Annotated in this window: 28 protein-coding genes and 1 riboswitch; of the genes, 21 read left to right on the forward strand and 7 right to left on the reverse strand. The window is 35.0% G+C overall.

Annotated elements, in window-relative coordinates; all coding sequences use genetic code 11:
* Positions 1–144 precede the first annotated feature (144 nt).
* The 5 genes from ACFQ02_RS02630 (at position 145) to grxD (ending at position 3,178) form a co-directional block, all read left to right on the forward strand.
* On the forward strand, positions 145–636 hold the full coding sequence (locus ACFQ02_RS02630; protein ID WP_380818942.1) for an enoyl-CoA hydratase: 492 nt from the start codon (positions 145–147) through the stop codon (positions 634–636).
* Between the two features lie 241 nt (positions 637–877).
* Positions 878–1,459, forward strand: coding sequence for a LemA family protein (locus tag ACFQ02_RS02635; RefSeq protein ID WP_380818944.1), 582 nt, complete (start codon positions 878–880; stop codon positions 1,457–1,459).
* Between the two features lie 27 nt (positions 1,460–1,486).
* Complete coding sequence (locus tag ACFQ02_RS02640) at positions 1,487–1,969, forward strand: TPM domain-containing protein (protein ID WP_380818947.1); 483 nt, start codon at positions 1,487–1,489, stop codon at positions 1,967–1,969.
* Between the two features lie 16 nt (positions 1,970–1,985).
* Positions 1,986–2,738, forward strand: a complete 753-nt coding sequence (locus ACFQ02_RS02645; protein ID WP_380819573.1) for a TPM domain-containing protein — start codon at positions 1,986–1,988, stop codon at positions 2,736–2,738.
* A 113-nt stretch (positions 2,739–2,851) separates the two neighbouring features.
* Positions 2,852–3,178 carry a Grx4 family monothiol glutaredoxin gene (gene grxD, locus ACFQ02_RS02650; protein WP_380818949.1) on the forward strand — a complete coding sequence of 109 codons (327 nt, stop codon included), beginning with the start codon at positions 2,852–2,854 and terminating at the stop codon, positions 3,176–3,178.
* An 87-nt stretch (positions 3,179–3,265) separates the two neighbouring features.
* Here grxD and gntR read toward each other — a convergent pair whose 3' ends face one another.
* Positions 3,266–4,264, reverse strand: coding sequence for a gluconate operon transcriptional repressor GntR (gene gntR / locus ACFQ02_RS02655; RefSeq protein ID WP_380818952.1), 999 nt, complete (start codon positions 4,262–4,264; stop codon positions 3,266–3,268).
* 299 nt (positions 4,265–4,563) lie between these two features.
* Between gntR and ACFQ02_RS02660 the strand changes: the two genes are divergently transcribed.
* Entirely contained in the window at positions 4,564–5,685 is a 1,122-nt protein-coding gene (locus tag ACFQ02_RS02660; protein WP_380818954.1) for a NapC/NirT family cytochrome c, read from the forward strand.
* 32 nt (positions 5,686–5,717) lie between these two features.
* Positions 5,718–5,851: riboswitch (molybdenum cofactor riboswitch) on the forward strand.
* Between the two features lie 96 nt (positions 5,852–5,947).
* Positions 5,948–8,419 (forward strand): trimethylamine-N-oxide reductase TorA, encoded by a 2,472-nt coding sequence (gene torA, locus ACFQ02_RS02665; protein ID WP_380818957.1) that lies wholly within the window; start codon positions 5,948–5,950, stop codon positions 8,417–8,419.
* 126 nt (positions 8,420–8,545) lie between these two features.
* On the opposite strand, the gene ACFQ02_RS02670 is transcribed toward torA, so the two are convergent.
* On the reverse strand, positions 8,546–8,821 hold the full coding sequence (locus tag ACFQ02_RS02670; protein WP_380818960.1) for a YcgL domain-containing protein: 276 nt from the start codon (positions 8,819–8,821) through the stop codon (positions 8,546–8,548).
* 87 nt (positions 8,822–8,908) lie between these two features.
* Between ACFQ02_RS02670 and minC the strand changes: the two genes are divergently transcribed.
* A complete protein-coding gene (gene minC / locus ACFQ02_RS02675) occupies positions 8,909–9,577 on the forward strand; it encodes a septum site-determining protein MinC (RefSeq protein ID WP_380818963.1) in 669 nt (222 codons plus the stop codon).
* Positions 9,578–9,669: 92 nt separating this feature from the next.
* Here minC and ppnN read toward each other — a convergent pair whose 3' ends face one another.
* Genes ppnN through ACFQ02_RS02690 form a run of 3 tightly spaced genes read right to left on the reverse strand, consistent with a single transcriptional unit; the run spans position 9,670 to position 12,689 of the window.
* A complete protein-coding gene (gene ppnN, locus ACFQ02_RS02680) occupies positions 9,670–11,034 on the reverse strand; it encodes a nucleotide 5'-monophosphate nucleosidase PpnN (protein WP_380818966.1) in 1,365 nt (454 codons plus the stop codon).
* 11 nt (positions 11,035–11,045) lie between these two features.
* Positions 11,046–11,882, reverse strand: a complete 837-nt coding sequence (queF, locus tag ACFQ02_RS02685; protein ID WP_380818968.1) for an NADPH-dependent 7-cyano-7-deazaguanine reductase QueF — start codon at positions 11,880–11,882, stop codon at positions 11,046–11,048.
* 15 nt (positions 11,883–11,897) lie between these two features.
* Complete coding sequence (locus tag ACFQ02_RS02690; RefSeq protein WP_380818971.1) at positions 11,898–12,689, reverse strand: Zn-ribbon-containing protein; 792 nt, start codon at positions 12,687–12,689, stop codon at positions 11,898–11,900.
* Positions 12,690–12,776: 87 nt separating this feature from the next.
* On the opposite strand from ACFQ02_RS02690, the gene ACFQ02_RS02695 reads away from it, so the two are divergent.
* The 9 genes from ACFQ02_RS02695 to folC all read left to right on the forward strand — a co-directional run bounded on the left by ACFQ02_RS02695 (position 12,777) and on the right by folC (position 19,669).
* Positions 12,777–13,091, forward strand: a complete 315-nt coding sequence (locus ACFQ02_RS02695) for a YqcC family protein (RefSeq protein ID WP_380819575.1) — start codon at positions 12,777–12,779, stop codon at positions 13,089–13,091.
* A gap of 1 nt (position 13,092) precedes the next feature.
* Positions 13,093–13,812, forward strand: a complete 720-nt coding sequence (gene truC, locus ACFQ02_RS02700) for a tRNA pseudouridine(65) synthase TruC (protein WP_380818974.1) — start codon at positions 13,093–13,095, stop codon at positions 13,810–13,812.
* Positions 13,813–13,831: 19 nt separating this feature from the next.
* Positions 13,832–13,999, forward strand: coding sequence for a YoaH family protein (locus tag ACFQ02_RS02705; protein WP_380818977.1), 168 nt, complete (start codon positions 13,832–13,834; stop codon positions 13,997–13,999).
* A 142-nt stretch (positions 14,000–14,141) separates the two neighbouring features.
* Positions 14,142–14,351, forward strand: coding sequence for a cold shock domain-containing protein CspD (gene cspD, locus ACFQ02_RS02710; protein WP_380818979.1), 210 nt, complete (start codon positions 14,142–14,144; stop codon positions 14,349–14,351).
* Between the two features lie 138 nt (positions 14,352–14,489).
* Entirely contained in the window at positions 14,490–15,563 is a 1,074-nt protein-coding gene (gene dinB / locus ACFQ02_RS02715; RefSeq protein ID WP_380818983.1) for a DNA polymerase IV, read from the forward strand.
* Between the two features lie 12 nt (positions 15,564–15,575).
* Positions 15,576–16,487, forward strand: coding sequence for a cytidine deaminase (cdd, locus tag ACFQ02_RS02720; RefSeq protein WP_380818986.1), 912 nt, complete (start codon positions 15,576–15,578; stop codon positions 16,485–16,487).
* Positions 16,488–16,571: 84 nt separating this feature from the next.
* Positions 16,572–17,357 carry a tRNA pseudouridine(38-40) synthase TruA gene (truA, locus tag ACFQ02_RS02725; protein WP_380818990.1) on the forward strand — a complete coding sequence of 262 codons (786 nt, stop codon included), beginning with the start codon at positions 16,572–16,574 and terminating at the stop codon, positions 17,355–17,357.
* A 91-nt stretch (positions 17,358–17,448) separates the two neighbouring features.
* Positions 17,449–18,351: an acetyl-CoA carboxylase, carboxyltransferase subunit beta gene (gene accD, locus ACFQ02_RS02730; RefSeq protein WP_380818998.1), complete on the forward strand. Its 903-nt coding sequence runs from the start codon at positions 17,449–17,451 to the stop codon at positions 18,349–18,351.
* On the forward strand, positions 18,341–19,669 hold the full coding sequence (folC, locus tag ACFQ02_RS02735; RefSeq protein ID WP_380819004.1) for a bifunctional tetrahydrofolate synthase/dihydrofolate synthase: 1,329 nt from the start codon (positions 18,341–18,343) through the stop codon (positions 19,667–19,669). Before accD ends, folC begins: the two co-directional genes overlap by 11 nt.
* A gap of 63 nt (positions 19,670–19,732) precedes the next feature.
* Here the strand turns inward: folC and cls are convergent, their stop codons facing one another.
* Positions 19,733–21,196 (reverse strand): cardiolipin synthase, encoded by a 1,464-nt coding sequence (cls, locus tag ACFQ02_RS02740; protein WP_380819007.1) that lies wholly within the window; start codon positions 21,194–21,196, stop codon positions 19,733–19,735.
* Positions 21,197–21,466: 270 nt separating this feature from the next.
* Between cls and pheS the strand changes: the two genes are divergently transcribed.
* From pheS to ACFQ02_RS02760, 4 genes are read left to right on the forward strand one after another with little or no spacing between them, the layout of a single operon-like run.
* Positions 21,467–22,456 carry a phenylalanine--tRNA ligase subunit alpha gene (gene pheS, locus ACFQ02_RS02745; protein WP_380819010.1) on the forward strand — a complete coding sequence of 330 codons (990 nt, stop codon included), beginning with the start codon at positions 21,467–21,469 and terminating at the stop codon, positions 22,454–22,456.
* Positions 22,457–22,480: 24 nt separating this feature from the next.
* Positions 22,481–24,868 carry a phenylalanine--tRNA ligase subunit beta gene (pheT, locus tag ACFQ02_RS02750; RefSeq protein WP_380819014.1) on the forward strand — a complete coding sequence of 796 codons (2,388 nt, stop codon included), beginning with the start codon at positions 22,481–22,483 and terminating at the stop codon, positions 24,866–24,868.
* Positions 24,869–24,871: 3 nt separating this feature from the next.
* Positions 24,872–25,168 (forward strand): integration host factor subunit alpha, encoded by a 297-nt coding sequence (locus tag ACFQ02_RS02755; protein WP_380819017.1) that lies wholly within the window; start codon positions 24,872–24,874, stop codon positions 25,166–25,168.
* 46 nt (positions 25,169–25,214) lie between these two features.
* The gene (locus tag ACFQ02_RS02760) at positions 25,215–25,706 is read left to right on the forward strand and encodes a C40 family peptidase (protein WP_380819020.1); all 492 of its coding nucleotides are present in this window, start codon (positions 25,215–25,217) and stop codon (positions 25,704–25,706) included.
* Positions 25,707–25,790: 84 nt separating this feature from the next.
* On the opposite strand, the gene ttcA is transcribed toward ACFQ02_RS02760, so the two are convergent.
* On the reverse strand, positions 25,791–26,738 hold the full coding sequence (ttcA, locus tag ACFQ02_RS02765; protein WP_380819577.1) for a tRNA 2-thiocytidine(32) synthetase TtcA: 948 nt from the start codon (positions 26,736–26,738) through the stop codon (positions 25,791–25,793).
* Positions 26,739–26,885: the final 147 nt, after the last annotated feature.

Genomic DNA, 26,885 nt, shown 5'->3' on the forward strand with positions numbered 1-26,885 from the left:
AAACCGAAAACGCCAACCACCACACCGCACGCCAACACAAACAAGCGGTAATGCAAAGCCCAACTCCTGCAAACTACAACTACCGCACAGGCTGGGCAGAAAACTACAACGACATTAAGGAAAAAACGGACTTAACAAGAGGTAATGATGCAGAATAAAATTTACCTTGCTCTCTACAAGGGCAAAGGTGGCTCTCTCTATGACAAAGTAACAGATTGGCTCATTCGCAAAATGACAAAAGGACAATACTCACATTGTGAAATTGCGATTGAACAGCAGGAATTCTTAAGTGGCGATTATTATCCTTATATCACTTACGATTGCTACACATCAAGCCCTCGTGATGGCGGCGTGAGACATAAGGTAATTAACATCAAAGACGGCAAATGGGACTTAATTGAGTTGCCTAACCTGACGGCAGAACAAGTCAAACGCTACTACGCCCAAACACAAGGTAGAGGTTACGATTGGTGGGGGATGTTGGGGGTTGCCTTTGGTATCAGGCAAAAACGCTCACGCTACTTTTGCTCTGAGTGGTGTTTTAACCTGATTTACGGCAAAGATGAAGGCTGGCGATTCAGCCCTAATGATTTAGCAGTAATAACAAGAAGATCAAAAGAGAATCAGACAGTTTAATCAAACTGCATGATCAAGTAGATTCAACCTACCAATCAACCCTGTCACAAAAAAACAAAAGTGACACACTAGATAAAAAATAAAAACAACGTTTCGGAACAAGACAGAAAAATAACGGAACACATTTTAAAAAATATTTTTATAATCTATTGATTATAAAGTAAAAATTATATTACTATTATTTTTTTAATATTTTAGATTAAAATACATTTGGTTTTTTACAAAAAGAAAGGGAAAGAAAATGAAAAAATGGCTCATTTTGATTTTAATTATCATCGTTGCAGGGTTTAGCTTAGCAGGTAGTTATAATAGCTTAGTCCAAGCAGAAGAGAAAATTGATTCTGTTTGGGCAAATGTTGAATCTCAATACCAACGCCGTGCGGATTTAATTCCAAATTTAGTTAATACAGTAAAAGGTCAAGCAAATTTTGAAAAAGAAACACTAACAGGTGTGATTGAAGCTCGCGCTAAAGCGTCACAAACTAAAATTGATCCAACAAATATGACAGAACAACAACTTGCTCAATTTCAACAAAGTCAGCAAAGTTTAGGTTCAGCTCTATCTCGTTTGCTAGTAACAGTGGAAAAATATCCTGAACTAAAAGCACATAGCGGTTTTATGGATTTACAAAAACAACTCGAGGGTACAGAAAATCGTATTAATGTCGCTCGTAACAAATTTAATGAAGCAGCAAAAGAGTACAATCAAAAAGTAAGACAATTTCCTGCAAAATTAGTGGCAATGATTTTTGGTTTCAAAGAAAAACCTTATTTCAAATCTAATGCGGGTGCAGAAAATGTCCCTGTTGTTAATTTCAACTAAATTGTTGTAAAAAGAGCGGTGTAATTTATGGGAATTTTCTCAAAGTGGCGAAATGGCTGGTTGAAATTACCTTTCGACAAAACCGCTATTGAAAATGCAATAGCACAGTTAGAAACACAAACATCGGCGGAGTTGCGAGTATTTATTGAGTCCAAAAAAAAGGTGCCTAATGGTAAAAAGAGCAGTGAGTTTTCACCTTTAGAACGGGCTTTACAAGTTTTTGATGATCTACAGATGCAAGCAACTCAAGCACGTAATGGGGTGTTGATTTACATTGCCTTTTCGGATCATCAATGTGTAGTAATGGGCGATAAAGGGATTGATCACTTTGTGCTACCAAAATTTTGGCAACAGCAATGTGATTTAATGACAGCTTGTTTCAAACAAGGTCATTATACTGAGGGAGTGGTGAAAGTTATTGAAAAAATTGGAGTAGAATTGACTGCACATTTTCCTTATTTGCCAGATGATCAAAATGAATTAGATAATGAGGTAATCATTAATGATTAAGCTTACTTTGAAATTGATCAGTTATTGGCAAAGAAGTGCGGTTGTTTTTTTGCTATTTTTAATTGCTTTTCCTAGTTTTGCTGTCGATTTTCCTCCGCCTCCGCAACCATTTCGCTATGTCAACGATTATACTCAAACACTAACAGCAGCAGAACAACAGTTTATTGAACAACATTTACGCCAATTCAGTAAAGAAACGAGTTCACAAATTGCAGTGGTGATTTTACCTACTACTGGCGAATATGAAATTGCTGATTATGCGTTTGCATTGGGCGATAAATGGGGAATTGGGCGTAAACAGTTAGATAACGGTGTATTGATGTTGGTTGCAATTAAAGATCGCAATATTTTTATTGCGACAGGACAAGGGCTAGAAGGAGCATTACCTGATGTGTTTTTGGCTCGTTTAATTCGCAATCAAATTCTACCGCACTTTAAGCAGGGACAATATGCACAAGGCATTGCCATTGGATTAGATAATATAATCGCTGCGGCTAAAGGGGAGTTCGCTCCATTAGAGCAACAAGAATCAGCCGTAGAAAAATATATTCCATTAATTTTTATGGTGATTTTTATCTTGTTCATTTTTTTAGGACGAGGTAAAGGAGTATATATCAGTCCAAGTCATCATTCAGGTGGGTTGCATTCACGTCGTCGTGGAAATTCTTCTGGATTTGGTGGAGGGTTTGGCGGCTTTGGTGGTGGTTCAAATGATGGCGGTTTTGGGGGCGGCGGCTTCGGCGGTGGCGGAGCTGGTGGTAGTTGGTAAATGTTTATGCCATTCCCATGTTATGTTACAATCGCAATACAAAATGACATTCTGAAAAATGTTAGTTGGTAATGATGACATTTCATAAGAAATGAAAATGTTAAGGAAATATTATGGAAACATTAGAAAAAATTAAAAAACAAATTAGTGAAAATCCAATTTTAATTTACATGAAAGGGTCACCAAAATTTCCATCTTGTGGATTTTCTGCAAGAGCAGTAGAAGCATTGATTAAATGTAATGTACCTTTTGGTTATGTAGATATTTTGCAACATCCTGATATTCGTTCGACTTTACCTAGTTATGCCAACTGGCCAACATTTCCACAACTTTGGGTGGAAGGTGAGTTGATTGGTGGATGTGATATTATTCTCGAAATGCTTCAACAAGGCGAGTTGCAACTCTTATTGAAAGAAGTATCAGAACGCCATCCTGAATAGTAATATTTCATTTTAATAGCGGATAGCAATATCCGCTTTTTTATTTTTCTGTTTCAAAATAGAATTTAGCGTTATTTTATTTAAATTTTAGATACTATCGCCTAAATGAATACGAAATCCAAGATCAATAGTGCTATGTTGTGGTGGTATATGATTTAGGCGATGAATCAATTCTTGAGCAGCGATTTTGCCAATTTCAAATCGAGGTGTTATAACAGTAGCAAGTTGAGGCGTCATTGATTGTCCTACATCATGTCCATGGAAACCCGCAATAGCCATTTGCTGAGGAATACAGATACCAAGTCGCTGACATTCAAATAATGCTCCAATAGCAAGATCGTCATTAGTACAAAAAATACCATTTGTATGAGGATATTTTTGTAGCGTTTGTTGCAATAATTTTGCACCTAAAGAAAAAGATGAAGCTTCATCAGTTTGTAAACTATGAGCGGTTAATCCATGTTTTTTCATTGCATTTTCATAACCTTTCATTTTTAATTGGGTGCGTTTATCCATGCGAGCAGAAAAGTAAACAATATTTTTATGACCTCGTTTGATCATGGTTTCTACCATTGCTTGTGCAGCTGCTATATTATCAAATCCAACAGATTGTTGGACGCCAATTTTACCACTGTCCATAATTTCAATTACTGGAATATCGGCAATCTCTAGCATTTTTAACGTACGTGGGCTATGGATATTTTCTGATAAAATTAGTCCATCAACGTTATAAGAAAGTAAACTCTCAATTCGCTGCTCTTCTTTTTTCATACTATACCCATAATGAGCAAGCATAGTTTGATAACCAACATTATCAGTCACTTGTTCAATACCTTTTAACACATCAGCGAACACTTGATTAGTTAATGAAGGTAATAATACACCAATAGCATGACTTTTAGCATTCGATAAAATATCAGGTGCTCGATTGGGAATATAGCCACATTGTTCTATAGCACAAGCAATCTTATTACGATTTTTTTCTGAAACAGTAAGTGGATTACGTAAATAGCGACTAATCGTCATTTTAGTGACACCGACTTGTTCTGCGATCATTTGTAAAGTTGGACGTTTTGTTTTAGTCATAAAAAATTTCCATTTCCTACCGCACTTTTATGTTGTTAACTTATTGATAAGATAGTCTTATTTTAATTTATTAGGTACATTTTAGAACAAATGTTTTTCCTCGTTAGATTTTAAATATTGTGTTTAAATTAAATTAAATTATTATATTACTTGATCTAGATCAATTGAAATCCAAATAATCATATACCTTACTCGTTTAGGTAGTTGCATATAGAAACTATATGATTACAATGCAAGAAACAGAAGTGTGTAATATTTATTAAATATTTTTATTGAAATTTATTTTTTCGGGGGAAACAATGGCAAAGTTGAATAAGAAATGGTTGCTCAGTGGGGTAGTTGGTCTGTTATTGGGGGCGGCTATCTTAGCGGGCGTCCAATATGCAATGAAAGTAACCAGTACTACTGAGTTTTGTGTTTCTTGTCATTCAATGCAAAAGCCTCAGGCTGAATGGGAAACTTCAGTGCATTTTTCTAACCGTAAAGGAATTCGTGCAGAATGTGCTGATTGCCATATTCCACAAGACAATGTGTTCCATTACGTGAAAACAAAAGTGTTTGCAGTGAAAGATCTTTGGAATACTTATGTAACGGACAAATTACCAGATGAAGAGGCATTTGAGAAACATCGTTTAGAAATGGCGAAATCGGTATGGGAAGATTTAAAACAGAATAATTCAGCTACTTGCCGTAATTGTCATAGTTTTGAAGCAATGGAAATAGCTTCACAGGTGCCAGCCGCACAAAAAATGCATAAGACAGGTATAGAAACAAATCAAACTTGTATTGATTGTCATAAAGGTGTAGCACATTTTATGCCCGAAATGGAAGTTGATGATAAAGCAGCATATGGTGAGTTAACTAAACATGCAGGTGAATTTAATGATACTGATAAAACATTATATAGCTTAATGATGAATCCTGCACAGTTAATACAAGGTGGTGAAGTGCGGTTAATGCCATTTGCAGAATTAAACAATTGGAAACAAGAAGGCGATGAAATCACGGCTACAATTCACGGTTGGCAACAAGCAGGTGCAGAAACAGTCGTTTATGCACAATTAGGGCAACGTATTATGTTAGCTTTAGGTGATGGAATTGCAAAAAATGCAAAAGTATTGCAAACTGTACATGATAAAGTGACAGATTCTGATTGGAAAGAAGTAACGTTTGAAGTAAAAGTAGCGAAAAATTCACTCACTTCTAATTTACAAGCGTTAAATCAATTTGGTAATAATTTAAATCAAACCCATTGTAGCGGTTGTCATGCTCCGATCAGTGCGGGACATTACACTGCGAATCAATGGATTGGCGTAGTAAACTCGATGAAAGATCGTACTTCAATGACAGCAGATGATGTGCGAGCAGTCACTATCTATTTACAACGCAATGCAAAAGATTTTGGCGGAAAATCCCATTAAGTTAAACTTAAAGGGAGCCGAAACTCTTGAAAAAGAGAAAACGACTCCGAGCTTGTTGACCTAAGTTGAAAAATATGGTCGCAAGCCTGCAATCTAATGTTGCACATGGTATAGCTAGAAATGGCTATGCCACTCCTCCTCAGAAAGGTGTCGAAACAAAACTTTCACAATCTATTGGCGAAAGTGCGGTGTGTTTTATAACCGTTTCGATGTCTTTTCTTTCACCAATTCATTGTGAACCTAGTAAATAACGAGGTTTAAAATGAAAAAACAAAGTAAAATTAATACAAGCCGTCGTAGCTTTTTGAAAAATTCATCACTAGGAATGGCAGGAGTATCACTCAGTGGTGGAGTTGTTGGTACATTGGCTTCAACAAAAGCTATAGCAGCTGAACAAAGTACAGTTGTTACTGCTGCACACTGGGGTGTGTTAGGTGTAGTCGTAGAAGATGGTAAAGTAGTTAAATCAGGCTCTGCGATGCCTATTTCAGTAGAAAATGAATTGCAAAGCGTAGTAGCTGATCAACTCTATAGCGACACAAGGGTAAAATATCCGATGGTTCGTAAAGGCTTTTTAGAAGGTAATAAAGACACTAGTTTACGTGGGCGTGATGAATGGGTCCGTGTTTCTTGGGATAAGGCCTTTGACCTCGTTGCAAATGAGATGAAGCGTGTACGTGAAGCTTACGGTGCAGGGGGCATTTTCGCGGGATCTTATGGATGGTACAGTTCAGGTGCTTTACATGCTAGCCGCACTTTGCTACAACGCTATATGAATGTGACAGGTGGATTTGTTGGAGTAAAAGGTGACTATTCAACAGGTGCCGCTCAAGTTATTATGCCTCATGTATTGGGAACAATTGAAGTTTATGAACAACAAACTAGCTGGGAAACAATTCTAGAAAGTTCAGATATTGTCGTATTATGGGCAGCTAATCCAATGACCACTTTACGAATTTCATGGACATCAACTGACCAACAAGGTATTGAATATTTCAAAAAACTGAAAGAAAGTGGTAAACGCATTATTTGTATTGATCCTGTACGTAGCGAAAGCTGTGAATTCTTAAATGCAGAATGGTTACCAGTTAACACTGGTACAGACGTTCCTTTAATGCTAGGTATCGCACACACTTTAGTGACTACAAATAAACATGATAAAGAATTCTTGAAAAAATATACCGCTGGCTATGATAAATTTGAAGAATATTTATTAGGAAAAACTGACGGGCAAGCTAAAGATGCTGACTGGGCAAGCAAAATTTGTGGATTACCAGCAGATACAATTAAAAAATTAGCTGCAGATTTTTCTTCAAAACGCACTATGTTAATGGGTGGCTGGGGTATGCAACGTCAACGTCACGGTGAACAAACACACTGGACATTAGTAACTTTAGCTGCAATGTTAGGTCAAATTGGATTACCTGGCGGTGGATTTGGTTTCAGTTATCATTATGCGAATGGTGGTGCACCTTCTACTGTTGGTGGAATTATTGGTTCAATTACTGCCAATCCATCAGTACAAGCAGGTGAAAAAACATGGCTTGATGACACAGCGAAATTCTCTTTCCCATTAGCTCGTATTTCTGATGTATTACTTAATCCAGGTAAAACAATTGATTATAACGGTTCAAAAGTGACTTATCCTGATATTAAATTAATTTATTGGGCTGGTGGTAATCCTTTTGTGCATCATCAAGATACTAATACATTAGTGAAAGCGTGGCAAAAACCAGAAGCAGTAATTGTAAACGAAGTTAACTGGACACCAACAGCACGTATGGCAGATATTGTGCTACCAGCTACAACTAGCTATGAACGCAATGACTTGACTATGTCTGGCGACTATTCAATGATGAACATTTTCCCAATGAAACAAGTTGTACCACCACAATTTGAAGCGAAAAATGATTATGATATTTTCGCAGAATTAGCGAAACGTGCTGGTGTTGAAGATAAATTCACTGAAGGTAAAACAGAAATGCAGTGGCTACAAGATTTTTATAACGTAGCTTTTGAAGCTGCACGTAAGAATCGTGTGTTAATGCCGAAATTCGAAAAATTCTGGCAAGATAATAAACCTGTTACTTTTAAACCAACAGAAAAATCAAAAAAATGGGTACGTTATGAATCATTCCGCAATGATCCTCTTCTTAATCCATTAGGTACACCATCAGGCAAAATTGAAATTTATTCTGATGTTGTTGCAAAAATGAATTATGATGATTGTAAAGGACACCCTTGTTGGTTTGTTCCTGAAGAATTTGCAGGAAATACTACTGCTGAAGCACCTTTAGCATTAGTAACACCACATCCTTATTATCGTTTACACAGTCAATTAGCTCACACATCATTACGGAAAAAATATGCAGTAAAAGATCGTGAACCAGTGTTAATTCATAAAGAAGATGCAGCTGCTCGTGGTATTGTTGATGGTGACATTGTTCGTATTTTCAACAAGCGTGGACAAGTACTTGCAGGTGCAGTAGTGACTGACGGCGTTATTAAAGGTACAGTAGTATTACACGAAGGGGCCTGGTATGATCCTGCTGATTTAGGTCAATCAGAACAACCTTTGTGTAAAAATGGTTGTGCCAACGTATTAACTCGTGATGAAGGTACATCAAAATTAGCTCAAGGTAACTCTCCAAACACTTGTATTGTTCAAGTTGAGAAATTTACTGGAACAGCACCAAAAGTAACAGTATTTGACCAACCAAAACAATCTGCATAATAGAGTAGTATTTGTAATAAAGGCGATCATGAGTCGCCTTTATTTTTGATTGTAAAAATTAATAACTATAAAAGTGCGGTAATAATATTTTAAATATAACCACCTCTTACTTTATTATCTTTAAAATTATTGGTTATTCTTATATTTCTTTTCTTGTTCAAGTAAATTTTCTTGCTGTTTTGGCATCTGTAGATAGAATCCATTTTGTTTAATTTGTTGTTGTACTTCTTCATTTCTAGCATTAATCAATGGTTTTCCGCTAGCTAAATTAAACAACATAACAAAAATTGGCTTACCAAATGAGTCAAGCAGAGCTTGCGGTACAGAGTCAAAATTTTCTCTTTTTTCAATATAAAGATACATCCCTTCTTTTTTATTAGTTTTGTAAATAGCACAAAGCATTTTTTCTCTCTTAATATGATAAAAATATTGCTGATTTTAACGTAATTCTTTATCATCAAACCAGTTATTTTTATTTTGGAATTTACTATGGCACAGGATATTGTCGAGCTACGAACAGGACAGTTTTCTTCCGTTTTCTTAACGATAAATAGCTCTAATTTAACGGTGATAAAACGAGCGATTACAAAAAAAGTAAAAAATTCACCGCACTTTTTTCAAAATCTTGCTGTGATTTTGCAATTTAATGCTTTATTAGAGAAGGTGAATCTGAACCAACTTCAGCAAATTTTAGCTGAATTTAATATTCAGATAATTGGTGTTACTGATTGGAAAAATTATTTGCAAAAAGAATTGATTTTAACTGCTGGATTGCCTGTATTAGCAAATAGTGAAAATATTTCTGAGATTCTACCCGAACCGCGTTATTTGCCCACTAAAGTTATTGAAAACATGGAAAAAGGGCAAATTATCTATGCTAAAAATAGTGACTTAATTATTCATGGTAATGTACCCGTTGGAGCAGAAGTAGCAGCAGAGGGCAATATTCATATTTATGGCAAACTATATGGTCGTGCTATGGCAGGTGTGAATGCAAAAGGCGGTTCAATTTACGTGCAACATCTGGCCGCTGAATTTATTTCAGTGAATAGTCGCTTCTTATATCAAGCTGATATTCCAACCGAATATTTGCAAAGAGCGGTGAGAATTTCTGCCAATAAAGACAAGTTACAATTTAGCGTTTTGGGAGAGTATTAGTAGATTTTTTTCAGTTGGCTAGTCGCAAAAATCTACTAATATGAACCGCACTTTATTTGCTATATGTTACCCATTAGCAGTTGGTTTGTTCTTTATTTTACAATTTCATAGCAAGGTTCATAAGCATTTTTGCTTGGCAGTTTCATTCGATTCTGTTTGATAAAATCTTGTAAAATACGATCTACTTTTTCCATTAAATGGGCTTCACCCTGTAGTTTAAATTTACCTTTAGTAGCTATTAAGTCTTGCGTTTCAGGCTTAATATTACCTGCAACAATAGCAGAAAATACACGGCGTAAATTAGCCGTTAGATCCATTTTAGATTGATTCATGTGTAAATTTAAATTTTCCATGTTTTGATGAGTAGGTATAAAAGGCGTTTGAAATTCTGAGGAAATTTTTAATGCCCAATTAAAACTATAAGATTGGTTGTTTTTTCTTCTATTAAGCTGAATTTCATTCATCGCTTTTTTCATATGGCGTGCTACAGTAACAGGATCATCAATAATAATCTGATACATTTTTTGAGCTTCTTTACCTAGTGTTTCACCAATAAATCGGTCTATTGAAGCAAAATAATCCGCACTTTGTTTTGGACCAGTTAGAATCACTGGCAGTTTTTGTGCTTGGTTATCAGGATTGAGTTTTATCCCTAAGATGAACAGTAACTCTTCAAATGTACCTGGACCACCTGGAAAAATAATAATACCATGTCCCATTCGCACAAAAGCTTCAAGACGTTTTTCTATATCAGGCATGATGATTAATTCATTGACAATTGGGTTAGGCGGTTCGGAGGCAATAATAGAAGGCTCAGTAATGCCAATCAAGCGAGAGTTTTTATAACGTTGATTAGCATGGCCAATAGCAGCCCCTTTCATTGGAGCCTCCATGACACCTGCACCGCAACCTGTAATGATATTTAGCTCACGATAACCCAATTCTAATCCCACTGCACGGCAATATTGATACTCTGCTTGGTTAATAGAATGACCGCCCCAACAAACAACTAAATTTGGTAACTCACCAGCAATTAAAGCGTTGGCGTTGCGTAAAATAGAAAATACTTGATTTGTAATGTGTTCACTATCTTGGATGTCATCAGGATTAATTCTTTTACTTAATACGTTAACAAAGACAATATCTCGCAATACGGCGAATAAGTGATATTGAATATTGCGGATCATTTTATCATCAACAAAAGCACTTGGCGGTGGATTATGTAATTCTAAAGAAATGCCTCTTTCTTTGGTAATAAGTCGAATTTCAAAATCATTATGTTTACTTAATAATTCACGGCTATTATCGGATTGAACGCCTGAATTTAGTACGGCTAAAGAGCAATTGCGATATAGAGAATATAACTCATACTTTGCTTTTTCTGTAAGTTGTGCCACTTCTAAATGAGAAAGCTGATCCATGCAACCTTTAGGATTTACATAATGAATATTAGCCATAATCCCTCTTTTTATTGTCTTGCTAAACGTAAATTAGTTGGAAGCGTTTCAAAATTTGATCGAAACGGATTAATATCTAAACCACCACGGCGAGTATAACGGGCATAAACACTGAGTTTTTCTGGTTGTGCAAATTTCATTAGATCGCAAAAGATCCGCTCTACACATTGTTCGTGAAACTCGTTATGTTGACGAAAAGAAATCAAATAACGAAGTAATTTTTCATGATCAATTTGCTTGCCTATATAATGGATTTGTAAACTTCCCCAATCAGGTTGATTGGTAATTAAACAATTTGATTTTAATAAATGACTTACTAAATATTCTTCAGTGTAAGTTTCAGTTGTACAGTCTTCTAAAACACGAGGATTGAATTGATAGTCGTGAATGAGAATATCTTGTTGATCGATAAGTTTTCCTTTTAGTTTTGCAATAGGCTGATCTTCATAAAAATCAAGAGAATTTAACCGCACTTTTACGTCACCTTTAGCACAATTTACTAGGTCTCGTTCAATAGTGCGTTTAACTTGTTCAAAATTAATAAATTGAGTTTGATTAAAGCTATTTAAATAAAGCTTAAAACTTTTTGATTCGATTAAGTTTTCACTGCGGAAATCAATTTCAGCTTCTGCAATAGCAACCTGTGGTACACCGTTTTGATTTAGCCATGAGACTTCATAAGCTGTCCAAACATCTGCACCAAAGCAAAAAGGTTGTTGTTGTGTAATACCTAAACTATCACGATTTAAACTGCGTGGCACGGCTTGTAATAAAGTGCGGTCGTATTGTTGTGCATAATCGGTTTTTTCTCCGAGTTTTAATTTATCTAAACTGTTGTGGTGATACATAAATAGTCCTTAATGTTAAGATTGCCAACGCCATGCCATATTAGACACAATTCGGCAATGATCGCATTTAAAATAGAAAATATCAAATAGCGGCTTGTCTAAGAGCCATTTCTGATGACAAAGAGGGCAAGTGCGGTATTTTTCTTGTTCAAAATTATTGCCTCCAACATGATATAAATAGTAATAAGTGGGAATTGCAGTACTGCGTTCAATTTCTTGAGCAAGATAATAACCATGTTTGAATAAATTGCTATTGGTATTAGAAATTTCTGCTAGAGCCTGTTGTTCCAACACAGAACCATTCATTTGTAATTGATCACAAGCCTGCCAATTTTCTTGCCACTTTATTATATCCATACTTAAGTGGGGTATATTTTGCAATTGTTTATATAGTGGAATAGGAAGAAAATCATCACCACTATGTAACGGCGAGCAGGATTGTAAATAAGTAGTGTACAAAATTTGCCAGTTAGGTGTGTTACCGTTATGAGTAATATCTGAATTTAGATCTTCTGCCAGCAACTGAAAACCGTCAAAAAAAATACCCGCACTTTCGGCGTTTTCAAAGGCAGTTGATACCTCAGAATTATTAAAGTCAAACGATAGACTTTGTTGTTCTGGACAAATAACTTTAACTGCTAATCGTAATTGCTGATCCAACTGAGCGAAAAAAAGAGGGATTTCACGTCCAATGATCTGACCGTTATATCGCCATTGGTCAATAATATTGTTCACTAGAAATGTGTAATCTGCCATTTGTTGCAAATTATCATTTTGATGTTTGAAAAAAGCTTCGACCAAATACATATTTTACCAATTGTTCAAGTTTAATTGTGGATAAAGATAGGTAATTTGAATAAAATAGGCAACTATTTTAATCAATTTTTATTTATTATGCGTAATAAAACTAAAAAACAGTTACAAATTTTACAGCAAGTTATGCAACAGCAAAATTTGTGGCAAGCCATTCCACCTGATCAAAAAGCGTTTTTAAGCACAGAACCTTTTGCCATGGATACGATGGAAGCTAATCAATGGTTACAATGGATTTTTATTCCAAGAATGCATGCTTTATTAGAAAGTAATTCACCTTTGCCAACAGAAATTGCGATCGTACCTTATGTTGAAGAAGCCTTAAAAGAACTTGAACAATTAGAGGACTTACTTGCACCGATCGCTGAAATTGAAAAACTATGTAAAAATCAATAAGATGGAACTTGAAATTATTTATCAAGATGATGTTATTGTTGCCGTCAATAAACCCGCTGGTATGTTAGTTCATCGTAGTTGGCTTGATCGGCACGAAACTCAATTTGTAATGCAAACTTTACGTGATCAAATCGGGCAACATGTTTTTCCTATTCATCGCCTAGATCGCCCTACATCAGGTGTTTTATTATTTGCTCTTAGTAGCAACGTGGCGAATTTATTGTGCTATCAGTTTGAACAAAAGCAGGTAGAAAAATCTTACTTAGCAATAGTACGTGGTTATATAACTGGGCAGGGGCGGATTGATTATTCACTCAAAGTACAACGAGATAAAATCGCGGATAAGTTTAGTCAAACAGAAAAATTAGCTCAAAGTGCGGTAACGGATTATCAAAGTTTACAACTTGTTGAAATGCCTTATGGGGCTGGGCGGTATTCATCTAGCCGTTATTCTTTGTTACGATTAATTCCTCACACGGGGCGAAAACATCAACTTCGTCGTCATTTAAAGCATATTTTTCATCCTATTTTAGGTGATACTCAATATGGCGATTTACATCAAAATCGAGCATTAACAAAACATACAGGCGTACATCGATTGATGTTACATGCTGAGAAATTAACTTTCACTCATCCAATCAGTCAAGAGAAAGTCACTCTTTTTGCAAAAACAGATCAACAATGGCAAGTGTTGTTTGAACGATTTAGTTGGCAAATTTAATTATTATCTAGGAAATAAAATGAACGATTTACTTAATTTAACTCACGAACAGCAACAAAGTGCGGTAGAAAAAATTCAACAATTGATGTCTCAAGGAATGAGTAGTGGAGAAGCAATTGCGTTAGTAGCAAAAGAATTGCGACAACAAAATTCACAATGTAAACAAAAAATTAATGAAATTTTGTGATCTATGTTGAATTTTTGAATATTGGCTCTAGCTAAAGAAGATAAATTCATGAATAATTGTTGACGAATCTTAGGTGGTAAGGCAGTAGTCTTATTGGAATTAAAATTTGTCTATCAAAGACACTAATCCATAGGAGTAAAAAATGGAAGTTGGTGTAGTAAAATGGTTCAACAATGCAAAAGGATTCGGTTTTATTTGTGCTGAGGGAAGTGAGACAGATATTTTTGCTCATTATTCAGCGATTGAAATGGACGGTTACCGTTCATTAAAAACTGGTCAAAAAGTTAATTTTGAAGCTGTACATGGTGAGAAAGGTTCTCACGCTACGAAAATTATTCCAATTGTAGAGTAATATTCTTTTTCCTTGGTTTAGTTATTCAATTTTGGCAGAGTTTATCTCTGCTTTTTTATCAATAATATACTGTTTATTTATACAGTTTATTATGTTAAATTGAGGTCAATATAATTTTTGTATTTTGACCGCACTTATATGACTGATAAAGAATGTCGAAAAATTATCCATATTGATATGGATTGCTTTTATGCTTCCATTGAAATTAGGAATAATCCCAGTTTGCAGCATCAGCCTGTTGCTGTAGGAGGAATGGTATCTCATCGAGGTGTTCTAAGCACTTGTAATTATATTGCTCGACAATATGGATTACGTAGTGCTATGCCGACAGCCCAAGCTTTTAAACTTTGCCCTAATTTAGTTCTATTGCCTGTAAATATGCCTCTGTATAAAGAAGTTTCTCAACATATACAGTCTATTTTTTATCGCTATACTGAATTAGTTGAAGCAATTTCTTTAGATGAAGCTTATTTAGACGTAACAGATTGTTCTTTTTGTTATGGCTCAGCAACATGGATTGCACAAGCTATTCGGCAAGCTATTTCTGCTGAAACAGGATTGACCGCTTCAGCAGGTATTGCACCGCTGAAATTTTTAGCTAAAGTTGCTTCAGATATAAATAAACCTAATGGTCAATTTGTAATTAAACCAGAAGAAGTTACTGAATTTATTCAAAATTTACCATTGTGTCATATTCCAGGCATTGGAAAAGTGACAACGCAACGTTTATCACAAATGGGGCTACATACTTGTGCTGATGTGCAACAAATAGAGCAATCCTTATTGTTAAACAAGTTCGGTAAAATAGGGCAGCGAATCTGGTTGTTTAGTCAAGGTAAGGATAATAGGCAAGTGCAACCTCATAGAAAACGCAAATCAGTTGGAGTAGAAATCACTTTATTAAAAAATATTACCGCACTTGATAAAGGTATTGAAATTGTTAAGACACTTTATTTCAACCTATTAACACGCATTCGCCATAGTTGTCCTTATATTCCACTGGAAAATATTCGTAGAATAGGTATAAAATTGAAGTTCGATGATTTCAAAATAACTACTTTAGAAAAAAGTGCGGTGGAATTGAATCAAGAAAATTTTATCTATTTATTAAGAAGCATTTGGCAACGTAGTGCAGGACGAGAAATTCGCTTAATCGGTTTGCATGTTCATTTACCAGAAACAACGAATGAAAAACAAATGAGTTTATTTTAGAGGGATGACGCTATGAAAAATAATTCATTACAACATATGTCGGAGCGTATTAAACAAGCTGTTAATAAAATTGAGAATAGACAGTTAGCTCAGGATTTATGGTATATATTAGGAGAACGACATTTTGAGGGATTTTTACCGCACTTTGTAGTAAATCATTTTTGTGCAAAATATCATTTAACGGATAAAGAGTTTGCTTTAATCTCGTTACCAATTAGTGCTTGTTATGCTAATACAGGAGTTTCTCATTTTAATGTTGGTGCTATTGCAAGAGGCGAAAGTGGTAATTTCTATTTTGGTGCAAATCAAGAGTTTTGTGCAACTAATATACAACAAACAATTCACGCAGAACAAAGTGCAATTTCTCATGCATGGATTAGGGGGGAAACTAAACTTACTGATATTACAGTGAATTACACGCCTTGCGGTCATTGTCGTCAATTTATGAATGAATTGAATAGTGCAGAGACTTTAAAAATTCATTTACCACACAGCCAAAACAATTCCTTACATCAATATTTACCAGATTCTTTTGGTCCTCAAAATTTAGATATTGATAATCGTTTATTTGATAAAAAAGAGAATGGATTGCGTTTTTCCACAGAAGATCCTGTTATTCAAGCAGCTCTTGAAGCAGCAAATCGATCTCATGCACCTTATTCTAATAGTTTTTCAGGAATTGCTCTGCAACTCCAAGATAAACGAATTTTTCAAGGTAGTTATGCTGAGAATGCAGCGTTTAATCCTTCTTTACCAGCTTTGCAAACAGCATTAAATTATTTGCTTTTAAGTGGTAATGAAGTTGAAAATATTGAAAGAGCTGTTTTGATAGAACATCCGATGAGTTTATCTTATCGAGCAATGGCTGAAGACTTGCTAGCTTATTTAGTAGAAAATGTGACACTAGAGTATATTAGCTTATAACAAAATATCGCTGATAGTCGTTCTATTTATTTTATTATTAATAATGTTTTTCTATAATGTGGGCGAAATTTTAAAGGTAAAAAAATGAAAATAGCATTAGGTATTGAATATAACGGCGAATCCTATTTTGGTTGGCAGCGTCAAGCAAGTGTAGAAAGCGTTCAAGAAAAACTAGAAAGTGCGGTTGCTTTTGTAGCAAATGAAGAATGCCCCATATTTTGTGCTGGGCGAACAGACGCTGGTGTACATGCTACAGGACAGGTAGTGCATTTTGATACTACAGCTGTTCGTTTAGAAAAAGCATGGAGTTTTGGAATTAATGCTAATTTACCTAATGATATCGCAGTACGTTGGGCAAAAATTGTTGATGATGATTTTCATGCTCGCTTTAGTGCTACGGCTCGTCGTTATCGCTATATCATTTATAACCATAAATTACGTCCTGCAATTTTAGCTTCTGGGCTTACTCATTATCATGGTGAATTAGATCATTCTTTAATGCATCAAGCAGCACAAGCATTACTCGGGGAGCATGATTTTTCATCGTTTCGAGCAGCACAATGTCAATCAAATACACCTTGGAGAAATATTCATCATTTAAATGTTTTTCGACAAGGAAATTACATTATCGTAGATATTCAAGCAAATGCTTTTGTTCATCATATGGTACGTAATATTGTAGGAAGTTTGCTTGAAGTGGGATGTAAAAATCAACCGATAGAATGGATTTCTTGGTTATTAGCACAAAAAGACCGCACTTTGGCAGCACCAACGGCAAAAGCAACAGGGTTATATTTAGTTGATGTACATTATCCTGATCATTTTGCATTGCCTAAAAATCAATTAGGTCCGTTATTTTTAGAACAATAACTTTAAATCACAATAGACTGTTATTACTAGCATATTATGCTAAATTATGGTCTAATACTGAGATTATTCTCGTTAGCAAAAAAGGTTAACCATGAGTTGGATTGATAAAATTTTTAGTAAAACTACATCTTCAAGTTCTCGTAAAGCTAATGTACCTGAAGGTGTATGGACCAAATGCACTTCTTGTGAGCAAGTGTTGTATCGTGATGAATTAACACGTAATTTAGAAGTTTGTCCAAAATGTGATCATCACATGCGAATTGATGCTAGAGTACGTTTGTTAGCCTTGTTAGATAAAGGTAGTACACAAGAAATAGCTGCTGATTTAGAGCCTAAAGATATTTTGAAGTTTAAAGATCTAAAGAAATATAAAGATCGACTTGTTGCTGCACAAAAAGAAACAGGGGAGAAAGATGCGTTAATTTCAATGTCTGGTACATTATATGGCATGCCAATTGTTGTAGCTGCTTCAAACTTTAATTTTATGGGTGGCTCTATGGGTGCTGTAACAGGGGCAAAATTTGTACAATCTGCAGAAAAAGCTATCGCTGAAAATTGTTCTTTTGTCTGTTTTTCTGCTAGTGGTGGTGCACGAATGCAGGAAGCATTAATTTCACTAATGCAAATGGCAAAAACAAGTGCAGTATTAGCTAAAATGCGTGAAAAAGGAATTCCTTTTATTTCTGTTTTAACGGATCCAACTCTAGGTGGAGTATCCGCTAGTTTTGCAATGCTGGGAGATATTAATATTGCTGAGCCAAAAGCATTGATAGGCTTTGCAGGACCTCGTGTTATTGAACAAACTGTGCGAGAAAAATTACCAGAGGGTTTTCAACGTAGTGAATTTTTACTAGAAAAAGGGGCAATTGATATGATTGTAAGACGTGCGGACATGAGAGAAACGTTAGCCTCTTTATTAAGTAAACTTTCTAATAAGCCATCACCTTTTGTTGAGCCTGAATTACTAGAAGATATAGCTGAAAATGAACAATAAAGTACATCAATTACAAGCCACTTCGCCACTTTCAGAGTGGCTTTCTTATTTAGAAAATGCTCATGTTAAAACTATTGATTTAGGACTTGAGCGAGTAAAATCTGTAGCAGAACAGTTAGACTTGTTGCATCCAGCCCCTTTTATTATTACGGTAGGTGGAACAAATGGGAAAGGCACAACTTGTCGTTTACTTGAAATGATTTTACTTGAAGCAAACTTAAGAGTAGGCGTTTACTCCTCTCCTCATTTGTTACATTACGCAGAGCGTGTACGGATTCAAAATCAGCAATTAGCAGATGAATTACATTGTCAATCATTTGATTTTATTAATAAAAATAAAACTCATTCACTAACTTACTTTGAGTTTTCTACTTTGTCTGCCTTGTATTTATTTAAACAAGCAAAGCTGGATGTGGTCATTCTAGAAGTCGGATTAGGTGGTCGACTTGATGCAACTAATATTGTTGATAACGATATTGCGGTAATCACTTCGATTGATATTGATCATACAGATTTTTTAGGTGACGATCGTGAAACTATTGGTTTTGAAAAAGCAGGTATTTTTCGTCAGCATAAAATGGCTATTATCGGTGAACCAAATATTCCCAATAGTATCTTTGAACAGGGTAAAATTCAAAACTGTCAGTTAATTTGTCGCGATATTGAATGGACATTTAAACAAGTAAACGAAACTTGGTGTTGGCAGCAAGGAAAAGTGCGGTTAGAAAATCTACCAATTCCGCAAATCCCCCTTGCGAATGCAGCAACGGCTCTAGCTGTAGTACAACAATTGCCTTTCTCTATATTTAAATCACAAATAGTGCGGGCTTTACAACAAGTAGAGCTGACAGGTCGTTTTCAAAAAATAAAATTAACTCAATTAAGTAATATAGCTAAAAAATTGAATATTGCAGTAGAAAATTTACCTTCAATTATTATTGATGTAGGACACAATCCTCATGCGGCTCGTTATTTAGCTGAAAAATTAACCGCACTTAAAATTCAGACTAGAGGTAAAATTTTCGCTATTTGTGGCATTCTAAAGGATAAAGATGCAAAAGGAATATTATCGCCTTTACTTTCTATAATAGACGATTGGTATTGCATTGGTTTACAGGGATCTAGAGGGCAATCGGGAAATGATTTATTAAATTTGCTGAAACAAGTTGCCGAATCAGAAAATCATTTTCTCTCAGCACAAAGTGACGATAATATTTTTTCTGTTTTTCAAACAGTGGTGAATAATTCACATAAAAATGACATTATCCTAGTTTTTGGTTCATTTTATACTGTGAGCGATTTTTTGCAGTTATTATAACCAGTCGTTTAAATCAATTTTATATTTTAAAGGGCGTAATCGCCCTTGATTTATGTATGACAATCATAATAATGGACTAAACAAGAAGAACAATCGTTCCCAAAGGCGGTGATAAACAGGACGTTTTTTCCAAGTATCTAATGCTAAAGGAGAAGATTTGCTGATATAACTTTGTTGTAATAATTTAATTTTATTTGCAAATTCAATATCTTCTACAACCATAGTTACCTCAAAATTAAGTAGAAAACTACGCATATCCATATTTACAGTACCCACTAATGATAAACATTCATCAATTAATACACTTTTTGTATGTAATAATCCCTGTTCAAATTTGTAAATTTTTACTCCAGCAGTTAAGAGTTCGTCAAAAAAAGTTCGACTTGCCCAATTAACCATGAGTGAGTCATTTCTCTTCGGCAAAATCAAAGTAACTTGAACTCCTCTTAATGCTGCGATTCTCAATGCTTCTGCAATGTTATGGCTAGGTACAAAATATGGAGAAGTAATAGTAATGCTCTTTTGGGCAGAAAAAATAGCAAGAGATAAAGCTTGAGTTACTAAGTCATCAGGAAACCCTGGTCCTGTAGCTAAAATTTGTACCGCATGACAGTTAGGCTGATCAACTGCCATAATAGGGCAAGGTGGCAGTTCTAAAGGTAGCTCCTCGTTAGTTTCAATTTCCCAATCCCAAGCATGCAGGCTATTAAAAATAGAAGAAACAGGTCCTTTAATTCTTACCATAATATCAACCCATTCACCTAATTTACTGTTTTTCTTGAAAATCTTAGGATCAACCATGTTCATGCTTCCAGTGTAAGCAATTTGATTATCGATCACAATAATTTTACGATGCTGACGTAGATCAATTCGACTAAAAAACATGCGTAATAGATTTACATGTAATGTTTCAATAATTTTTACGCCATGCCTTTCCATTAATAGTCGGCTTTGACTTTTTAAAAAACGATGGCTTCCCACACTATCTAATACTATACGAACATTAATTCCTCTTTTTGCCGCTCGAATTAAGGCTTGTTGTACATGATCAATTAAACCACCATCAGACCAAATATAAAAAACCATATTAATTGACTGATTTGCTTGATCTATATCATTGATAATACTTTGAATGATGCTATCAGGAGTAGCAAAGATTTGTAATTCATTTCCAAGTACACAAGGAATATTCAATCGATTGCGAGCTAAATCAAACAAAGGACTATAATTTAAAGTGTGATGACTTCTGATTAAATTATGACACTGTGCAAGTTCATCAAACCATTGCGTAAATTTAGGATGTAGGCGTTTGAAAGCTTTAGCTCGTTTTGTACCTAAATTAATTTCACCAAAAACTAAATAAGCGATAATACCAACAACAGGAATAAGATAAATAATCATTAGCCAAGATATTGTTGCTGATACAGATTGTTTTTTTACAATGAGTCTTATGGTAATTGTAATTGTTAAAATCCACATTATTACTGGAAAAATATAAGCAATAATTTGTTCAATTGAAAGGTTCATTTAATCACCGCACTTTTAATGATAGCTTGTTTTTATGATTATTTTGTTCGATTCTAGCACTTTTTATCGATTTTGTGACAAATATAGATGATAGTAAAGAGAATTACAAAATAGTTTAAATAAACTAAATTTCAACAGGTTGATTCTGTTAAATTTGAGATAATGACAAAATTTGATAATAAAAACGTGATTTTTTAACAAGTTAGTATTATCATTGACGGAGTATTCGTAAAATATAATTTGATTATTTAATCGTCATAGAGGATAGGTATGCAACACCTTAAAGAGATAACTGAACAGGCAGCTAAAGCCATTGCTGAATTAACAGAAGGAGACTTACAGGCACTTGATGATGTACGAGTGGCTTTTTTTGGTAAAAAAGGTCATTTCACACAGTTGATGCAAGGTCTACGCAATGTTTCTCCTGAAGAACGTCCAGCTATTGGAGCAAAAATTAATCAAGCTAGACAGCAAGTCCTTGAATTATTAAATTGCAAAAAATCCCAATGGGAAGAATCTGCATTAAATGCACAACTTGCAAAAGAAAGTATTGACGTAAGTTTGCCAGGTCGTAAATCTGAATTAGGCGGTTTACATCCTGTTACTATGACAATTGAACGTGTAGTAAAATTTTTTTCCACGCTTGGTTTTACAGTAGAAACTGGTCCTGAAGTAGAAACAGATTATTATAATTTTGATGCTTTAAATATCCCTGCACATCATCCAGCTAGAGCTGATCATGATACCTTCTGGTTTGATGCTCAACGTTTATTAAGAACACAGACTTCAGGTGTTCAAATTCGTACAATGGAAAAAATGCAACCGCCAATTCGTATTATGGCACCTGGTCGTGTTTATCGTAATGACTATGATCAAACTCACACACCTATGTTTCATCAGATTGAATTGCTTTATGTGGATAAAAAAGCAAATTTTACAGAGTTAAAAGGACTATTGCATGATTTTCTTCGAGCTTTTTTTGAAGAAGATTTACAAGTGCGGTTTCGTCCATCTTATTTTCCCTTTACTGAACCTTCCGCCGAAGTCGATGTTATGGGGAAAAATGGTAAATGGCTAGAAGTGTTGGGCTGCGGTGTCATTCATCCAAACGTGTTGCGAAACGTAGGTATTGATCCTGAACAATATTCAGGTTTTGCAGTAGGGATGGGCGTTGAACGTTTAACCATGCTTCGTTACAATGTCACAGATTTACGGGCTTTTTTTGAAAATGATTTACGCTTCTTGAAGCAATTTAAATAATGGTAATTAGAGTAGAGAAATAATATGAAATTCAGTGAATTATGGGTGCGAGAATGGGTTAATCCCACAATTAGTACAGAACAATTATGTGAACAAATTACCATGCTTGGTTTAGAAGTCGATTCGGTCGATTCTGTGGCGGGAGCATTCAACGGAGTTGTTATAGGCGAAGTGGTAGAATGTAATCAACATCCTGATGCTGATAAATTACGTGTAACAAAAGTAAACATTGGTACAGAACGCTTATTAGATATAGTATGTGGAGCTCCAAACTGTCGTTTAGGATTAAAAGTAGCCTGTGCTATTGAGGGGGTAGTTTTACCTGGTAACTTTAAAATTAAAAAAACTAAATTACGTGGGCAACCTTCAGAAGGCATGCTTTGTTCGTTCAGTGAATTGGGCATTTCAGATGAGCATAATGGCATTATTGAGCTACCGCAAGATGCTCCAATTGGTGAAGATCTACGCCGTTATTTAAATTTAGATGATAACAGTATTGAAATTAGCTTAACACCAAACCGTGCAGATTGTTTGAGTATCTCGGGTATTGCTCGTGAAATTGGTGTGGCAAATAAATTAGCCATAAATCCACCGCACTTTGAATCAGTAAATGTAACTATTACGGATAAACCAACTATCGAAGTACTTGCTCCGCAAGCTTGCCCTCGTTATTTATTGCGTACATTAAAAAATATCAATATAAAGACCAGTACACCAATATGGCTAAAAGAAAAATTACGCCGTTGTGGTATTCGTTCAGTTGACCCAGTAGTTGATGTTACTAACTATATTTTGCTAGAGCTAGGACAACCAATGCATGCTTTTGATGCGGAAAAAGTAGTGCAACCGTTTCAAGTACGATTTGCAAAAGAAGGGGAAAAACTAGTATTACTAGATGGCACGACAGCCGAGTTACAAAGTAATACGTTAGTGATTGCTGATCAAAAAGCCCCTCTTGCTATGGCTGGAATCTTTGGTGGTGAAGCTAGCGGAGTAAATAGTGAAACTAAAGATGTCATTTTAGAAGCTGCATTTTTTGCACCACTTGCGATTGCAGGTAAAGCACGACAATATGGTTTACACACTGAGTCATCTCACCGTTTTGAGCGTGGTGTCGATTTTGAATTGCAACGTCAAGCAATGGAAAGAGCAACAGCACTTTTATTAGAAATTTGCGGTGGTGAAGCTGGTGAAATTTGCGAAGTAGTAAGTGCGGTGGATTTACCAAAAGTTAATATAATAAAATTACGCCGTAACAAATTAGATCATTTACTTGGTCATCACATTGAAACTGAAGCAGTTACTGAGATTCTAACTCGCCTTGGCTTTATTGTAGACTATCAACAAGATTCATGGATTGTAACCTCTGCGAGCTGGCGTTTCGATATTGAAATTGAGGAAGATTTAATTGAAGAAGTTGCTCGCATCTATGGTTACAATAATATTCCAAATAGTGCCCCGCTTGCACATTTACAAATGAAAAAATCTTCAGAGTCGGCTCTAGATTTAAGTCGAGTTCGCACTGCATTTGTAGATAGCGACTATCAGGAAATCGTATCTTATAGTTTTGTTGATCCACAAATTCAGCAGCTATTACATCCAGAACAAGAAGCATTAATTTTACCAAATCCGATTTCTAGTGAAATGTCGGCAATGCGAGTATCATTGTTGACAGGATTATTAAATACTGTCATGTATAACCAAAATCGTCAGCAGAATCGTATTCGTCTATTTGAAACAGGTTTACGTTTTATTGTTGATAGCGAAGCTGAAAACGGTGTTCGTCAAGAAATGGTGATTGGTGGGGTAATTGTTGGTGATAAATATCCAATACACTGGGAATTTAAAGGTACGCCTGTTGATTTCTTTGATCTTAAAGGGGATCTTGAACGTGTCTTATCATTAACAAATGTAACAAACAAGTTGAGTTTTATTGCAAAATCATATCCAGCTTTACATCCAGGACAGTCTGCTGCAATCCTGCTTGATGGGCAGGAAATTGGTTTTATTGGTACTGTACATCCAAAAGTTGTGCAAAAATTAGGATTATCGGGAAAGCCAATCGTATTTGAAGTTCTATGGTCTGCAATTTCACAACGTCATGTTCCGAATGCAAAAGATATTTCTCGTTTTCCTGCTAATAAGCGAGATATTGCTGTTGTGTTAGATTGCTCCATTGCCGCAGAAGAAGTGATTAACATATGTCGTCATGCGGGTGGCAAACAACTCGTAAATGTTGATTTATTTGATGTTTATCAAGGCGATAATTTACCAGCTGGGAAAAAAAGTTTAGCTGTTAGTTTGACAATTCAAGATACTGAGAAAACGCTTGAAGAAAAAGATATTAATACCGTCATTTCTGTTGTATTATCCAAATTAGAAAAAGATCTTAATGCTTATTTGAGAGAGTAAATTATGACACTTACCAAATTAGAACTTGCAGACAACTTAATCGAAAAATTAGATGTAAATAAACAAGATGCTAAAGATTTAGTTGAAGGTTTTTTTGAAGATATTCGTCTAGCATTAGAAAATGGAGAAGATGTAAAATTATCAGGATTTGGTAATTTTGAGCTACGTGAGAAATCATCTCGTCCAGGTCGAAACCCTAAAACTGGCGAAAGTGTACCAGTTTCCGCACGTCGAGTCGTTGCGTTTAAACCAGGACAAAAATTACGTGCTAGAGTTGAAAAAACAAAAATTAAGAGCTAGTTAAAAGAGCTATTTGTAGTAACAAATAGCTCTTTTATATTTTGTTATGATGATTTCAATCAGAACAATTTTTATCCTCATTTTTATAGGATCTATAGTTGGTTGTTCTCATACAGCTTCGTTGAGTGATTCAACAATAAAGTATAAAGGGCAATTAGACGATCCTATCATTGCAATTGCGTTGTTAAATGAACAGCAATACGATTGGGCTGGTACGCCTTATGTATTAGGTGGGACAAGTCGAAAAGGTATTGATTGTTCTGGATTTGTACAAAAAACTTTTTATGATCGTTTTGCAATTAAGTTACCAAGAACAACTTTAGAACAAGCAAAATATGGGCAACGAGTCAATAAAGAAAATATCCAAACGGGTGATTTAGTTTTCTTTAAAACAGGAAGAGGACCTTTTGGGTATCATGTTGGAATCTATGTTAAAGATGGATTATTTCTTCATGCTTCAACTAAAGGTGGGGTGATCTATTCACCTTTAACTAGCCCTTACTGGAAAAAAGTTTATTGGCAAGCCAGACGAATCTAATCTACTAGTAAGTGCGGTCAAATTTTAATGAAAATCTTCAAATAATTTCACCGCACTTTTGAAAAATAATGCTAAAATTTTCGCCTATTTTACTTCTCGAATCTGAATGAGATCATTCTCAGTAAAATCGAATGGAGTTTCTTCTTGATTAGTCGGTACTGAATCAAACTCTAATTTATCAAAAGCAATATCGCCCTCAATACCATCCATCATTTGATCTTTTCTAATCGATTTAAAATCAAATAACGTTGCGTCGCATAAATGAGAAGGAACAACATTTTGTAATGCACTGAACATAGTTTCTATTCTTCCTGGATATTGACGATCCCATTTCCGCAACATCTCTTTTACTACTTGACGTTGTAAATTTGGCTGTGAACCACATAAATTGCAAGGGATAATAGGGAAATCTTTTGCTATAGCATATTTTTCAATCTCTTTTTCTTTACAATACACTAAAGGGCGAATAACAATTTGTTTTCCGTCGTCACTTACTAGTTTTGGTGGCATTGACTTTAACTTACCGCCATAAAACATATTTAAAAATAATGTTTCTAACATATCATCACGATGATGACCTAAAGCAATTTTTGTTGCTCCTAATTCGGTAGCCGTGCGATATAAAATCCCTCTACGCAAACGAGAGCAAAGAGAGCAAGTAGTTTTACCCTCAGGAATTTTCTCTTTGACAATGCCATAAGTATTTTCTTCGACAATCTTATAGTCAACACCAATAGATTTCAAATAGTTAGGTAGAATATGAGCAGGAAAATTAGGTTGTTTTTGATCTAAATTAACGGCTACTATATCAAAATGGATAGGAGCATTAAGGCGTAAATTTAATAAAATATCTAATAAAGTATAGCTATCTTTTCCACCTGATAGGCATACCATCACTTTATCACCTTGTTCAATCATATTAAAATCTGCAATAGCATTGCCGACATTACGTCGCAACCTTTTTTGTAATTTATTAAAATGATAACTTTGTTTCTTTTCTTTTTCTGTTTGTGCGATTATCGTTTTCATCATCATTGTATTTAGCCCTAAAATATTGAGCGTATAGTAAGGCCTAATTAGATTTTTTCCAATAAAAATCTTATGCTATTACACTAAAAATAGGGTAGATTAATTTACAGAACATAGTAAAGATTAAAGAGAATATCAAAAATTATCTCA

The sequence above is a fragment of the Seminibacterium arietis genome (assembly GCF_042675725.1).
In the GTDB taxonomy this organism is placed as follows: Bacteria; Pseudomonadota; Gammaproteobacteria; order Enterobacterales; family Pasteurellaceae; genus Seminibacterium; species Seminibacterium arietis.